The organism is Castellaniella sp., from assembly GCF_049673105.1.
GTDB lineage: Bacteria > Pseudomonadota > Gammaproteobacteria > Burkholderiales > Burkholderiaceae_B > Castellaniella.
Map to the genome: position 1 here is coordinate 47,054 of NZ_JBATXG010000024.1, position 14,674 is coordinate 61,727.

Below are 14,674 nucleotides of genomic sequence, written 5' to 3' on the forward strand. Positions count from 1 at the left end.
GTCATTCCGTTCGATAGTCGGCCAGCCGCGCCAGGGATGCCAGAGCGGACGGCAACGCAGCGGGCAGATCTTCCGCCAGCAGCCCCCAGCCCAATTGATCGGCGGCCAGGCCATGCAGCCAGACGGCAGCGCACGCCGCCTCGAAGGCCGGCATGCCGGCGGCCAGCAAGCCCGCAATGCAACCGGCCAACACATCCCCCGCCCCCGCTGTCGCCAGCGTGGGCGGCGCATTGTCATTGATCGCGCACCGCCCATCTGCTGCGGCAATGACGGTGTCGGCGCCCTTGAGTACCAGCATAGCGCCGCTGCGCTGCGCGGCGGCGCGTGCGCGGCTGAGCTTGTCACCAGACACGGCAAACAGGCGGGCGAATTCGCCTTCGTGTGGCGTCAGAACGCACCGGGCATGCAGCGCGTCGAGCAGCACGGCAGGATGATCCGCAAACACACTGAGCGCATCCGCATCCAGCACGCAGGGCCGCCCGGTCGCCAGCAGCGCCAGAACCTGCCGCCTGGCCGCATCGGAGCGCCCCAGGCCGGGGCCGATCAGCAGCGCATTGCGCCGGGGGTCGGCCAAGGCCTGATCCAGGCGCTCGTCCTGAGGCAGGGGTTCCACCATCACGGACGTCAGCGCCGCCGCCTGCACCGCCCAGCCTGCCGGCGGCACGGCCAGCGTCACCAGGCCGGCGCCGATACGGGCAGCCGCCAGACAAGCCAGGCGGCTGGCGCCCAGCATCACGGCGCCGCCGATCACCAGCACATGGCCGCGCCGGTATTTGTGATCGCCCGCCCCCGGCCAGGGAAAGCGCGACAGCCACAGATCGGGGGCATTCGCCCAGACCTGCGCGGCAATCGGTCCCAGCACTGCGTCGGGGATGCCGATGTCGGCGCAATGCAGCTCGCCGCACAGCGTGCGGCCCGGCAGCAGCAAATGGCCGGGTTTGCGGCGGAAAAAAGTGACGGTCAGGTCGGCCCGAATGGCCGCGCCTGGGCACTGGCCGGTGGCGCCGTCCAGGCCCGTAGGAACATCGATCGCGCACACCGGCGCGCCGGAGGCATTGACGGCCTGGATCACCGCATCCAGCGCGGCGTCGGGCGCACGGCTAAGCCCCGCCCCCAAGAGCGCATCGACGATCAGCCCGGCCTGCGCCACGACAGCGGGATCGATAGCGTCGACCGGCCCGGTCCACCGCTGAGCCGCCCAGGCTGCATCCCCCCGCAAGGCAGCGCGGTCCCCCATCAACGCGACGCGCACCGGCCAGCCAGCCGCCTGCAGCAGCCGGGCGGCGACGAAACCGTCGCCGCCGTTATTGCCGGGACCGCACAGCACGAGAACCGGTCTTGCCTGCCAACGGCGCTGGATCGCCTGCGCTACTGCGGCGCCGGCAGCCTCCATCAGACGCGTCCCCGGCACCCCGGCAGCCGCAGCCGCCCGGTCCGCCGCCGTCATCTGGGTGGGACTGAGCAGGATGCCGGCAGAGTCAGCGGGCGTATTCATGCGGCGCCGACGGCTCGCTGACGCAGTTCGAACTTCTGGATCTTGCCGGTGGATGTCTTGGGCAATTCGCCGAAGATCACCAGCCTAGGCACCTTGTAGCCCGCCAGGTGGGCCTTGCAATGCGCCACGATGTCCTCGGCGCTGACCTGCGCATCCGCCTTGAGCTCGACGAAGGCGCAGGGCGTTTCCCCCCAACGTTCGTCGGGCCGCGCCACGACGGCAGCGGCCAGTACGGCGGGATGCCGGTACAGGACGTCCTCGACTTCGATCGAGGAAATGTTTTCCCCTCCGGAAATGATGATGTCCTTGGACCGGTCCTTGATCTTGATGTAGCCATCCGGATCCATGACGGCCAGATCGCCGCTGCGAAACCAGCCACCCGCGAAGGCTTCCTGGGTGGCCTGAGGATTCTTCAGATAGCCTTTCATGCAGATATTGCCCTGGAACATGATCTCGCCCATGGTCTGTCCATCGGCAGGGACCGGTTGCAGCGTGGCCGGATCCAGCACACTGGCGGCTTTTTCCAGGTGGTAGCGCACCCCCTGGCGGGCATTCAGGCGCGCCCGTTCGCCTATATCCAGCGCATCCCAATCCGCGTGTTTGGCGCACACAGTCGCCGGCCCGTAGACTTCGGTCAGGCCGTAGACGTGGGTCAGATCGATGCCCAGGGATTCCATGCCCTCGATCATCGACGCGGGCGGCGCAGCGCCGGCCACCATGGCGCTGATGCCGGCGGGAATCCGGTCCCGCAGCGCCTGCGGGGCATTGACCAGCATGCTCTGCACGATGGGGGCGCCGCAATAATGCGTGACGCCATGTTCCACCATGCGATCGATCATGGCGGCGGCTTCCACCCGCCGCAAGCAGATATTGACCCCGGCGCGGGCAGCCACGGTCCAGGGGAAGCACCAGCCATTGCAATGGAACATGGGCAGCGTCCACAGATAGACGGCATGCTTGGGCATGTCCCATTCCAGGATATTCGAGACCGCATTGATGGCGGCGCCCCGGTGGTGATAAACCACACCTTTGGGGTTGCCAGTGGTGCCGCTGGTGTAATTCAGGGAAATCGCATCCCATTCGGAGATGGGCATATGCCAGGCGTATGCGGGATCGCCCCCGGCCAGCAGTGTCTCGTAATCCAGCGAGCCGATGATCTCGCCTGGACCGTCGTACAGGGGATCATCGGCGTCGATGACCAGGATGGGGTCAGCGCGCGTGCGCAGCGCCAGCGCCTGTGCCATGACACGGGAAAACTCCCGATCCACGATGACGACGCGGGCTTCTCCGTGATCCAGCATGAAGGCCAGAGCCTGGGCATCCAGGCGGGTATTCAGCGTATTGAGCACCGCCCCGCACATAGGCACCCCGAAATGGGCTTCGACCATAGCCGGCACATTGGGCAGCATGACGGCCACCGTCTGCCCGCGACCGATACCCCTGCCCTGAAGCGCGCTGGCCAGGCGGCGGCAGCGGCTGTAGAGATCGGCCCAGGTACGGCGGATGGTCGATGCGCCCAGGCCATGCACCACCGCCAGGCGCTGCGGGTAGATATCCGCGGCGCGTTCGAGATACAGCAGCGGCGTCAGGGGCGAGAAATTGGCGGCGGTTTGTGGCAGATCCTGATCGTAGATTGAAGTCATGACGGTCTCCTTCAGCTAGCGTCATTTTAGCGGCGCGACGCGGATGATCCATCTGCGCTGGCGCAAATCGTCAGGGATTCCAGACGCCGCCGGCGCGCTGGGTCGGGTGGCGCACGGCGTGATGGATGATGGCCTCGTCATGCGGCAGCACCAGCGTCAGCGATCGACGCGCCCGGGTGGCGCCGGTATACAGCAATTCCCGCGTCACCAAAGGTCCAGGCCGATCCGGCAACACCAGCACTACCCGCTCGAATTCGGAACCCTGGGATTTATGCACGGTCAGGGCATAGGCAGTCTCGGCATCCCCCAGGCGGGCCGGAGACACCCAGCGGACTTCTCCCTGGCTGGCGCCGGGGAAAGCCACCCGCAGGCGATCGCCCGCCTTGCCGGAGCCCGGTACGGGCAACACCACCCCCATATCGCCGTTGGCCAAGCCCAGAACAGGAAGATTGCGGCGCACCAGCACCGGCTGCCCTGGATACCAGAGTCCGGGCGCGGTCTGGATCAGGCCCGCTGACCGCAGGCGCGACTCGATCAAACGATTCAGCCCCTGAACGCCCCAAGGTCCCTGCCGCACGGCGCACAGCACTTGAAAGCGTGCCTGGATGCGCAGCAGATCCAGCGCCCACTGATCCCAATCCGGCTGCGGTGCCGCCGGTGCGGGCCGCCGGGTCCGCACATGGGCGAACACCGCCGGATAGCCGGCGTCAGCCAGAATCCCCGCGTCCTGCAGCCAGCCATCCCGGCCGGCGGCCCGCCCATCCTGAGGAACATCGGCCAGGGCGATGCAAGTCAGATCGGGCAATCCGGCGCGCAACAAGGTGCGCACCTGCGCGGTCTGTCCCCGGTTGACGGCTTCGGCAAAGCGACCAATGCCGCTGTCCATGCCGAAGCGCCGGCTGCGACGCAGCATGACGACCGTTTGATCCAGCGCGGTGCCCGCCGGATCGGGCCAACGCAGCGCATGGGGATCCACATCGGCCTGGGCAGGGTTGGCCGCAGCGGCCAGCAGATCCTGGCCGCACAGATCCGCCAATCGTTCACACGTAGCGGGAGTGTAGTGGCCGCCTTCGGCGCGGGCGCAGAGTTCCCCCAGCACGGCGCCGGCCTCGACCGACGCCAACTGATCTTTGTCCCCCAGCAGCACCAGCTGCGCGGTGACAGGCAAGGCCGCCAGCACGGCATCCGCCATCTCGATATCCATCATCGAGGCCTCATCGATCACCAGGACATCCAGGTCCAGCGGGCGTCCTGCATGATGATGCATGCGCCGCGACCCTGGGCGGCTGCCCAGCAGGCGATGCAGCGTCACCACCTGCGACGGCACGCAGGCCAGCGCGGCATGCAGCGCCGGCGCGCGCTCGTCGTCCAGTTCTCGAAGTTTGCCCGCAATGGATTCATTCAAGCGCGCCGCCGCCTTGCCCGTCGGCGCAGCCAGGCGGATACGCAGACCCTGAGCCAGGCCCCTGGCTTGCGCCAGCCCTTGCAGCAAGGTCAGCAGGCGGACCACCGTCGTGGTCTTGCCGGTACCCGGCCCTCCGGTGATCAGGCCAAATCGCCGTCTGAGCATCACGGCGCAGGCCAATTTCTGCCAATCCAGCACGACGCCGGCTTCGGGCGGAAACAAGAGATCCAGCCAGTGCCGCGCCAGCGAGGGATCTGCCAGCGCATCCGTCGCTGCATCCAGGCGCTCGGAGACCGCCTGGCGGATGCGTTCACCGGCCCGCCAATAGCGGGCCAGGTACAGGCGGGCGCCATGCAGCACCAGCGGCTCGGCGCCCTGCCCCTCGCCGACGAACGGGGCATCGGACAGTTGCGCCAGACACTCGTCCAGCGGCAGAGGCAGCCGATCCTGCATGACTTGCAAGTCCAGGCAGGGATGGCCCTGGGCCAGTTGCGCGCAGCACAGCATGGCCAGACGGACCGCCGACTGCGGCGCATCCGGGCATTGTTCCAGCAGCAGGCGGGCCAAGGCCACATCCAGATCCTGAACGGCGTTCGCCTGCCCATAGGACAGCCAGGCTGGCCAGGTCCGTGTCCGATCAGTCATGTCCGGCTCCTGCCAGCAGATCATCCAAAGATTCGATCAGACCTTGCGGCGGACACAGGGACAGCAGCCCCTGCCCCGGCGCGTCCTGACCGCGCAGGAACATATAGACCGCGCCGCCCATGTGGCGTTGATAGTCGTAATCGGGCAATCGCAGGCGCAGCTGCCGGTGCAAGGCCAGCACGTACATCAGCATCTGCACATCGTAACGGGCGGCGCACGCCGCTTGCTGCAAGGCCGGCAATGCGTAGTCACCCAAACGCGGCCCCAGGTCGTTGGACTTGTAGTCGATCAAGTAATAGCGCTCGCCGACCTGCAGGCTGAGGTCGATGAAGCCCTTGAAGAGTCCATTCAAAGTCTGCGCCGCCAAGGCGGGCCGGGGGATTCCCTGGAATACCCCCGCCGTGATCCGGCGGTCCAGTTCGGCAACCGACACCTGCTGCGCCGGCAGCCAGAACTCCATTTCAGGCAGGCTGGCGGACAAATCATCCAAGCGGATGACGGGATCGCCGGACAGCGGCGGTCGCCAGTCGATCTGCACGAAACGCGACAGCCAGGCATGCAAGTCGTCGATCTGCGATTCCCAGCCGCGCACCGCGCAGCGGCGCGCAATCATGTCCCGCATCCCCTCCAGATGGCGAAAACGCCGCTGTGCAGCCCATTCCAGCAGGCTATGCAAAAAGGTACCCGCCTCGCTGCCCCGAGGGAATCCGGACAGTCCGTCCGGCGGCAAGAGCGCCGCCGCCGTGTCATCCTCCACCCCATTTTGCAGCAGGCGCGCCCCGAATGCCTCGGATAGACGAGCGCCTTGCTCTTCCCGCAACACGTCCTCCAGAGCCGTATCCGATGTTCTTTCCGAATGATCCGCGTGCTGCGCAGGCCGATCCGCCAGGGCTAGGGCGGAATAGCTGGCGACCCACCAGGACTCGTCCACGGCAAATCCCGACAGACGCCGAGCCGGACCGATCTCATCAGACAGGGTGGATATCGCGTCGGTCATGCCCTCTGCCGCTGGCGGCTCATCCGCGTGCGCCACCTCCCAGGCGAACTGCGCCGGATAATCGTCACAGCGCTGCGCCCAGGCTTGCTGCACATCGCCCCCCAGCACGTGCGACATGCCGCTCTCGCGACCGGTATCGCCCAAGGCCAACCAGACCGCGTGCCGGGCGCGCGTCAAGGCAACGTACAGCTTGCGGGTTTCCTCGCCCAATTGCTCGCGCAACATCTGCTGCGTCTGCTCGGCATCCAACTGCAGCAACCACTGGCGCCGCCCTTCCCAGTGCAGGACGTGCGGCCCGGCTTTGGGCTTGGCGGAACGACCGCGACAGACGAAAGGCAGAAATACCAGGGGGTACTCCAGGCCTTTGGATTTATGGACCGTCACCACGCGCACCAGCGCCTCGTCGCTTTCCAGCCGCAAGCGGCGGGCGCCTTCGGCATCGGCGTCGGCATCCAGAAACTCGCGCTGCCGTTCCAGATAGTGCAGCAGCGCTTCTTCCCCATCCAGTTGCACGCTGGCCTGTTGCAGCAATTCGGCCAAGTGCAGGCAATCGGTCAGTTGACGCTCTCCAGACGCGCCCTGGGCCAGCAGGCGCGAGGGCACGGTGAAATCATGCAGCAATTGGCGCAACATCGGCAGCACGCCGCGCTGCTGCCAGCGCCGGTGATAGACCTGGAAGCGTTCCACCTGCTCGTCCCACACCCATTCGTCCTCGGCCAGCGCCGCCAGGCGGGCAATATCCAGCCCCAGCAAAGGCGTGGCCAGCGCGGCGCGAATGGCCTGCTCATCATCCGGATGCGCGCAGGCCTTCAGGATGAAACCCAATTCCAGGGCGGTCCCGGATTCGTAGACGGAACGCCGGTCGGACAGATAGACGCTGCGCACGCCTAGCGCTTCCAGGGCATCCCGGATCAAGCCGGCCTCGTCCCGGCTGTTGACCAGAACGGCCATATCCGAAGGCTGAACCGCTCTGAGTCCCTGAGCCGAGCGGAATCCCGCCCGCCCCTGCCGCCCCAGCCGCAGCCAGGCGGCGACCTGCCGGGCGCAGGCCTGCGCCGCCTGGGCGCAATAGGCGCCGACGCCCACGGGCCCCTCGTCATCGGCCTCGATCCAGCAGGCTTGCAGGGCGGGCGGCACCTGGCCGGCTATCGTCCAGCGCTCATCCCGGCCCTGTGCCCGCACCGGATGAAAGGCGATGCTTTCGCCTTTCTGTCCGGTGGGAAACACGGGTTCGCCGCCTTGCCGGTCAAAGCAGTGATTGACGGCCTGCACCAGTTCGCGCGCAGAGCGGTAATTGCAATCCAGGGTCTGCACCCTGTCGCCGCAGGCCTGCACCGCCTGCAGATAGGTCTGCACGTCAGCGCCCCGGAAACCATAGATGGCCTGCTTGGGATCGCCGATGAAGATCAGCGTCGTCTGGGGCTGCGGCGCCGCGACACGGTAGATGCGATCAAAGATCCGGTACTGGACGGGGTCCGTATCCTGGAATTCGTCGATCAGCACCACGGGAAACTGCTGCCGCAAGGTCTGCGCCAGCGGCTCGCCGCGCGCGCCCCGCAAGGCGGCGTCCAGGCCAGTCAACAAGCCGTCGAAGCCCATCGCGGCACGGCGGCTCAGGGTCTGTTGCAAGCGATCCGCCATCCAGGCCAGCGCATGCCGGCGCGCCGGCAGCTGGACACCCGGCAAACCCTGCAGATCCCGCTGCAATTGTTCCAAGGCCACACTGGCTGCCGGCGGCTCCGGCGCCGGGCCGTCTCCCTGCCAGCGCGCCTGCAGCCCCTCGGGCAAGAGTGCCGTCCAGGCCGTCTTGCTCAGCGCCGGTTCGATCTGCTCCGGCTGCGCGACCCAGTCCCGCAAGGTCTGCAGCCAATTGTTCGCATCATTGGACCGGATCTTGATCTGCTTGCCCTGGGATGCCAGCCAATCCTGCAAGGCGTCCGCCAGATCGGCCCACGGCGCTTTCAAGGCCTGCAACGCAGCCAGACGATCCGCCAGCGCCTGCTCGCAGACCTGCGCCAGCGTATCGCCTGAGGGGACCGGCAGACCTTCTTGCGTCAGCACGTGGGACAGGGCCTGATGCAGCGCATCCGGAGTGGCCCAGATCGTCAACAGCTCGCTCAACGCCTTGTCGTCCAGCGCGGCCACGCAGGCCCGCCAGTAATCCCAGGCCACCTGGCGCTTGGCTTCGCTCAGGTCGGTCAACAATTCCTGCTCGAACTGGCTGGCGCTATCGAAAGCGTGTTCTTTCAGCACACGGGCGCACCAGGCGTGAATGGTGGAAATCGCGGCCTCGTCCATGGACTGCGCTGCGAGATCCAGGGTGCGGGCGCAGGCGGGCCACAGATCCTGCGGATAATCGGCCCGCAAAGCATCCAGGAAGGGATCATCCTGCACCGGGGCCGCCTGTGCGCTGACGGCAAAACCGGCTGCCGCCTCGGATAAGCGACGGCGGATACGGTCACGCAATTCCTGAGCGGCGGCGTCTGTGAAAGTCAGCACCAGGATCTGGCCGGGCAGGCAGGCTGGCTGGCCTCCGTGGCCCAACACCAGGCGCGTGTACAGCGCGGCAATCGTCCAGGTCTTGCCGGTGCCGGCACTGGCCTCGATCAGATGGCTGCCCTGCAGCGCAAACCGCAAGGGATCTACCTGGGGCAATGCGCGTGGAATCAGAGAAGAACCGGCTGTCATGTCGAATTTTTCCTGGGCGCCCGCTGACGGGTATCCGAGGGCAGACTGTCGGACAGTGCGCCATACAGCGCCTGGGCCAGGGTAAAGAACTGCCGGTCGCGGGTCAGGGAATCGAAATCGGGATGACTGCGGCGCAGGTAGAGATCGCGCTCGACGGCCTGGGCATAGGCTTCTTGGGCCACCTGCCAGGCGGCGCTGTCGTCATGCGGATCAGCCCCCGAACGCAGCCAGGCGCCGGCGGCGTGGATTTCGACCGGCAATCCTGTCTGCAGGCCGAGGTGTTCATATCGCAGCCAATCGCGCCAGACGGCTTGCGCCACGTCCATCGGCAGGGGCGCGAAACTGAGCTGTCCCTTGGGGCTGATCAGCCGCGTCGTCAGCGCGCGACCGCCCAAGGCATGCGCCGCCACGTGTTCCACCCAGGCCCGCAGCAGGGCCTTGAAACGATAGCGGTTCTTATCGTTGACCAACTGGCTGGCCTGCAGCAGCACGCGACACCAGTCGCCCTGCGCATTGCACCGCCAGCCGCCGAGTGTGTCTTCGAAAGACATGCCGCCCTCCGGCGCCGTCTGCAGGCGCAAGGATTCCGCCGTCTGGATGGGCCAGTCTTCGCAGGCCTGCGCGTAGGCCGTCAACGGCTGGTCCAGGGTGCGGCGCAAGACATCGACGGCCACGCGACCCAGGGCCCCGTCCACCAGATCGCCACGGCGCTGCAGACGCTGCAGGCCCTGTTCCACGGCCTCTTCGATCCTGGGCGCCAGTAAATCCTGTCGGGCATCCTGGGCCGAGACGCCCTGTTGCGCCGCTGCTGCCGCGTCCATCAATTCCTGACACACATGCCAGCGTTCGAGCTGATCGAGCACATAGGGCTCGTCTTCGTCGAGCGCCGTGCGAGCATCCTGGAAGCTGACTTGCAGCCGTTGCTGGAAAAAATGCCGAATGGGATGCGCCAGAAAGGCGCTGAGCCGGCCCAGATTCAGCGGTGCGTCAGACGGCGGCAGGGGCGGCAGATCGGCCTGGGCATCCGCTGCCGCCTGCGTCCGCCCAACCGCGTCCTGTTGCGCCGTGCGCCATTCGACGGCATAAGTGAACAGGCCTTGCGGCCCCCGCGCCGGCTGCAGGGGAAAATAACGGCGGCTAAACGGCTGCAGCGGGTGATGACAGGTCAGCGCCTCGGCCAGCGAAGACTGTGCATCCGCCCCGCGCCACCCCCGATCCAGGTGTTCGCGCAGCTGGGCGACCAGCACCGACGGCGGCTGCTCGGCATTATCCTGAATACTGTGTCCGACCCAGGAAATGCTGAGCTGTTCGCGCGCCGACAACAGGGCTTCCAGGAACAGATAGCGGTCGTCTTCCCGGCGCGATCGATCCCCCGACCGGGGATGCGTCGCCATCAGATCCATATCGGATGGCGGCCGGATCCGGGGAAAGGCACCATCCTGCATCCCCAGCAGGCAGACGCGCCGAAACGGGATGGCCCGCATCGGCATCAGCGTCGCGAAGGTCACTGCGCCGGCAAAGAATCGCTGCGACAAGCCGCCCTGGTCCAGCCACCCCAGACAGTGCTCAGCCGCAATGGCCGAGGGCAAGGCTTCCTGCAGATCCGCAGCCTGACACTGCTGCAGCCAATCCTGCAGACCTTCGCGAAAACGATTCAGCACCAGCGCATCCGAATCCTGATCGGGCGCGAAGCAATCATCCAGCAGGGCCTGCAGGCAACTGGCCCATTCCGCCGGGCTGGCGGGTTCGCTCAAACGCTGCCAGTAATGATCCAGCGTATCCAGGAAATGGGCCAGGCCACCCAGCGCGGCGGCCTGCAGCCCGGCGGGCTCGTCATAGGGTTCGATGCCTTGCCAGGCGGGGGCATCGGCGCCTGCGGCATAGCCCAGCAGCATGCGCTGCAGACCGAACCCCCAGGTATGCCGGTGCGCTGCCTGCGGACCCTGGCCCAGTTCGAAGGTCGCCCGGTGATCCGCATGCAGTCCCCAGCGGATCTGGGACTCGCGAGCCCAGATCTGCAGCAAAGGAAGATCCTCGGCGTCGATCCCGAAGCGCTGCCGCAAGGCGGGCACTTCCAGCCATTCCAGGACCTCGTTGATGCCCAGACGCAGGCGCGGCAACGACAGCAGCTGTTCCAGCACGATCACCAGCGGATCAGCGCGGCGCGAACTGCGATCCGCCAGGGCGTACGGGATATGACGCCAGTCGCGCGGGCCGTACAGGCCGAACACGGCCTGGATATGCGGCGCGTACGCTTCGATGTCGGGCACCATGACGATGACGTCGCGCGGCTGCAGGGATGGATCCGCCTGAAAGGCCGCCAGCAGTTGGTCCTGCAGGATTTCGACTTCGCGCAGGGCGCTGTGGGCCACCTGAAAACGGATGGATTCGTCGCGCTGCGGGTCGACCAGCGGCCAGCGCGCCTGGGTTTCGGACAAGGGCCGCAGATCGCGGATGTCGTCCTGCAGCTGCGCCAGCAGGCTGCCGCCCGGCAGTGCTTCGAATGCATCGATGCGCCGGTGCAGCACCGCAAACAGCGGATCCCAGCGGGCCCGCTGGGCCGGATCGTCGAAATCGTCCAGCATGCCGATATAGTCGCGCCCCTGACGCCCCCAGGACGCCAGCAAAGGATGCGTCTGTTGATGCAGAGCGGTGTCATCCAGGACGTCGGGCATGCCCGGCCTGCGGGCCTGACGGCGAAACCGCGCCCGCAGCAGATCCCGATCCCCCAGGATATCCGCCCAGTAGTGGGCGCAAGGGTTATGGACGCAGACCAGAATCTGCACCCAGCGCGACAAGCCCGCCAGCGCCTCGAAGGTCTGACGCGGCATGGCGGAAATCCCGAACACCAGAATACGGCGGGGCAAGCCGGCAGGACGGTCCGCCGCGTCGGTCTTGAGCACTTTGTCCATGAAGGCTTCGTGGATCGCGGCGCGACCCACCAGGCCGCCCGCCTGTCCGTCGGACTGACCCAGGTCGTCGAGCAAGGCGCGCCACAAATGGGCCTGCCAGGCCTGCGTCGCCGGCAATTCCTGCGTTTGACCGCGATCTCCGGGCAGCACGGCGCGGCCTTCGGCCCAGGCCTGCAGCCAATCGGCCCGGTAGACCTGGTACTGGTCATAGAGGTCCGCCAGCCGCAAGGCCAGTTGGTAGCGCTTGCGCACATCGGCGTCATCCGCCAGGAATCGCTGCAGCACGGCGTATTCAGGCCGATCCAGCACCGTCGGCAGCAGGCGCATCAGGCGCCAGACCAGGGCGTCTTTATCCAGAGGGGAATTTTCGGGTACGGCCCCCGCCCCCAGTACGCTGCGATAGGCCTGCCACATGAACCGCGAAGGCAGCAGAAAATCCAGGGCGGCGGCGATCCCGCCATGTTCGTCCTGGGCCAGCGCCAGACGCAGCCATTGGGCAATGCCGTTGCTGTGCACCAGCAGGCATTCGTTTTCCAGTGGAGCCAGCGGACTATGCTGCATCCAGGCCACCAGGACGTCGCGCAGTTGCTCAGCCCGGTTGCCATGAACCAGCACCAGGCCTGGCATCAGTTCCGTCGCTGGCTCCCGCATTCGCACCTCCCGTCCTCAACAGCAGCATGATACGGGATCCGTGCTGCAAATCCAGCCGGTCGCCAGGATGCCGGTCAGCAATTGAGGGTATCCTTAACGGATGTCACACCGCATGATCCGAGGCTGTCCATGAGCGCTGTTTCCCCGACCCGTCCCGCCTATCAGACGGCGTCATCCCAGGAAGAAATTCAGGCCAATCTGGCCGACATCCGGCACCGGATCGAGGCCGCCTGCGCCCGCGCCGGTCGCGACCCCGCCAGTGTGCGCCTGCTGCCCGTCAGCAAGACCGTGGACGAATCCCGCATCCGCATGGCGTATGCGGCGGGTTGCCGCTTGCTGGGCGAAAACAAAGTGCAGGAAGCCTACGGCAAATGGGAAACCATGACCGACCTGACGGATCTGCACTGGGCCGTGATCGGCCACCTGCAAACCAACAAGGCCAAATTCGTCGCCCGCTTTGCACAAGAATTCCAGGCCCTGGACAATCTGCGCGTGGCCGAGGCGCTGGACCGCCGGCTGCAGGAAGAAGGCCGCAGCCTGGATGTGTTCGTGCAGGTGAACACATCGAACGAAGACAGCAAATTCGGCCTGCCGCCCGATCAGGTGCTGGAATTTGCCCGCGCCCTGCCCGCCTACGGCAGCCTGCGCGTGCGCGGCCTGATGACGCTGGCGCTATTTTCATCCGACGAAAACCACGTGCGGCCCTGCTTTGTGTTGCTGCGCGATCTGCGCGAGCAGCTGCGTCAGGATGCCCCCCAGGGCGATGCCTTCGCCGAATTGTCGATGGGCATGTCGGGCGATTTCGAATGGGCCATCGAAGAAGGCGCCACCACGGTGCGCGTGGGCCAGGCGATCTTCGGGTCGCGCGCCCTGCCCGACAGCTATTACTGGCCGGAAGGCAGGACCACACCCTGAACTGCCGCGCTGCGCAATGCGCCACAGGCGGCGGCGCAGCATGCATGTCCGGCACGGTTCCATATTTTTTCCACATTTCATCCACGGTTGCGCCGCAGTCGGCCCGTAATCTGTCTCCATCGCCGCACCATTGGGGTACGGTCACACAGAAGGACACCGATTATGACCATCCAAGCAACGCGCACGTTTTCCGCCCTGGCTCTGGCAGCCGCCATCATCGCCGCCCCGCTGGCCGCGACGGCGGCCTCCGGCCCGCACGCCGAAGGCGCGCGCTACCACCACAAAGCCGATAGCCAGAAAGCCCGGCAGCACGGCGACCGCTGGCTGCGCGGCCTGGACCTCAGCCAGGCGCAACAGGATCAGATCTTCAAGATCCGCCATGACCAGGAACAAGCGGTCTACGATCAGAAAAAAGCCGTGAAAGCCGCCGCCAGCACCCTGCGCGATCTAAGCCAGACGGATACCTTTGATCAGGCCAAAGCCAAGCAGGCCGCCGACGCGCTGGGCCAGGCCCAAGGCCAGCTGGCGCTGTTGCGGGCGCAGTCCATGGCACAGGTCCGCGCCGTCCTGACGCCCGAGCAGCGGCAGAAACTGGCAGAACGCCATCAGCGCAAGGACAAGAGCGCACAGGCAACGCAATCCTGATCCCCCATCTGCCGCGCTTCACCTTCACTTCAAAGGCCCCCGCAAGGGGGCCTTGCCGCATGGCCAGGCCAACGCGGCGGAGCGGGATTCAGCCCTTGAACAAGGTCCCCACCGACTGAAAATGCTTGCGGTAATAGGGATTGTCCAGGGAATCGACCCGCACCTGGCCGCCTGTGGACGGCGCGTTGATGAAACGGCCATCCCCCAGATAAATGCCCATGTGCGAATTGGGCTGCCCCAAGGTATTGAAAAACACCAGATCGCCCGGCTGCAGATCCTCGCGCGGCACGGCGCGGCTAAGCTGCGCGATCTGATCGGTGCTGTGCGGCAGCGCCGTATGCGTGGCGGCAGCAAACACGTATTTCACCAGACCGCTGCAATCAAATCCCTGCGCGGGTCGGGCGCTGCCATAACGATAGCGGGTATCCAGCAGGCTGAGCGCCGTCATCACGACTTCGGTGCGCTGCGCGGCATCGATCTGAATCGCCGCCCGAGCAGTATCCTGCCGCGCCGAAGGACCGGCGCATCCCGCCAGCACGGCGACTGCCCCTGCCGCCAGCCACAGGCGCCACGCCAGCACGCGCCGCGCGACGGCAAGCCCTGGCAGACGAGGCGCACAGACAGGCCATCGCAGGAAGAAGAAAGGATTCATGCCCGCAGTATGGCCCATGACAGCGC

The 14,674-nt window shown here is 66.4% G+C and carries 8 protein-coding genes; 2 read left to right on the top strand and 6 right to left on the bottom strand.

All coding sequences use genetic code 11. From position 1 onward, the window contains the following. Nucleotide 1 precedes the first annotated feature (1 nt). The 5 genes from WBF69_RS09520 to recC all read right to left on the bottom strand — a co-directional run bounded on the left by WBF69_RS09520 (nt 2) and on the right by recC (nt 12,436). The gene (locus tag WBF69_RS09520; protein ID WP_424263536.1) at nt 2-1,495 is read right to left on the bottom strand and encodes an NAD(P)H-hydrate dehydratase; all 1,494 of its coding nucleotides are present in this window, start codon (nt 1,493-1,495) and stop codon (nt 2-4) included. Next, nucleotides 1,492-3,138 (bottom strand): acyl-CoA synthetase, encoded by a 1,647-nt coding sequence (locus tag WBF69_RS09525; protein ID WP_424263538.1) that lies wholly within the window; start codon nt 3,136-3,138, stop codon nt 1,492-1,494. Before WBF69_RS09525 ends, WBF69_RS09520 begins: the two co-directional genes overlap by 4 nt. A 70-nt stretch (nt 3,139-3,208) precedes the next feature. Then, nucleotides 3,209-5,188, bottom strand: coding sequence for an exodeoxyribonuclease V subunit alpha (gene recD / locus WBF69_RS09530; RefSeq protein ID WP_424263540.1), 1,980 nt, complete (start codon nt 5,186-5,188; stop codon nt 3,209-3,211). Next, nucleotides 5,181-8,873 (bottom strand): exodeoxyribonuclease V subunit beta, encoded by a 3,693-nt coding sequence (gene recB / locus WBF69_RS09535; RefSeq protein WP_424263542.1) that lies wholly within the window; start codon nt 8,871-8,873, stop codon nt 5,181-5,183. The genes recD and recB overlap by 8 nt, the downstream gene beginning before the upstream one ends. Further along, the gene (gene recC / locus WBF69_RS09540) at nt 8,870-12,436 is read right to left on the bottom strand and encodes an exodeoxyribonuclease V subunit gamma (protein WP_424263544.1); all 3,567 of its coding nucleotides are present in this window, start codon (nt 12,434-12,436) and stop codon (nt 8,870-8,872) included. The genes recB and recC overlap by 4 nt, the downstream gene beginning before the upstream one ends. Before the next feature lie 129 nt (nt 12,437-12,565). On the opposite strand from recC, the gene WBF69_RS09545 reads away from it, so the two are divergent. Further along, nucleotides 12,566-13,351: a YggS family pyridoxal phosphate-dependent enzyme gene (locus tag WBF69_RS09545; RefSeq protein WP_424263546.1), complete on the top strand. Its 786-nt coding sequence runs from the start codon at nt 12,566-12,568 to the stop codon at nt 13,349-13,351. Between the two features lie 162 nt (nt 13,352-13,513). After that, nucleotides 13,514-13,996: a Spy/CpxP family protein refolding chaperone gene (locus tag WBF69_RS09550; protein WP_424263548.1), complete on the top strand. Its 483-nt coding sequence runs from the start codon at nt 13,514-13,516 to the stop codon at nt 13,994-13,996. 88 nt (nt 13,997-14,084) lie between these two features. On the opposite strand, the gene WBF69_RS09555 is transcribed toward WBF69_RS09550, so the two are convergent. After that, nucleotides 14,085-14,648 (bottom strand): C40 family peptidase, encoded by a 564-nt coding sequence (locus WBF69_RS09555; protein WP_424263550.1) that lies wholly within the window; start codon nt 14,646-14,648, stop codon nt 14,085-14,087. Nucleotides 14,649-14,674 lie beyond the last annotated feature (26 nt).

Coding starts and splice junctions, on each gene's coding strand:
- WBF69_RS09520 (WP_424263536.1), bottom strand. CDS start 1,495: ATGAATACGCCCGCTGACTCTGCCGGCATCCTGCTCAGTCCCACCCAG.
- WBF69_RS09525 (WP_424263538.1), bottom strand. CDS start 3,138: ATGACTTCAATCTACGATCAGGATCTGCCACAAACCGCCGCCAATTTC.
- recD (WP_424263540.1), bottom strand. CDS start 5,188: ATGACTGATCGGACACGGACCTGGCCAGCCTGGCTGTCCTATGGGCAG.
- recB (WP_424263542.1), bottom strand. CDS start 8,873: ATGACAGCCGGTTCTTCTCTGATTCCACGCGCATTGCCCCAGGTAGAT.
- recC (WP_424263544.1), bottom strand. CDS start 12,436: ATGCGGGAGCCAGCGACGGAACTGATGCCAGGCCTGGTGCTGGTTCAT.
- WBF69_RS09545 (WP_424263546.1), top strand. CDS start 12,566: ATGAGCGCTGTTTCCCCGACCCGTCCCGCCTATCAGACGGCGTCATCC.
- WBF69_RS09550 (WP_424263548.1), top strand. CDS start 13,514: ATGACCATCCAAGCAACGCGCACGTTTTCCGCCCTGGCTCTGGCAGCC.
- WBF69_RS09555 (WP_424263550.1), bottom strand. CDS start 14,648: ATGAATCCTTTCTTCTTCCTGCGATGGCCTGTCTGTGCGCCTCGTCTG.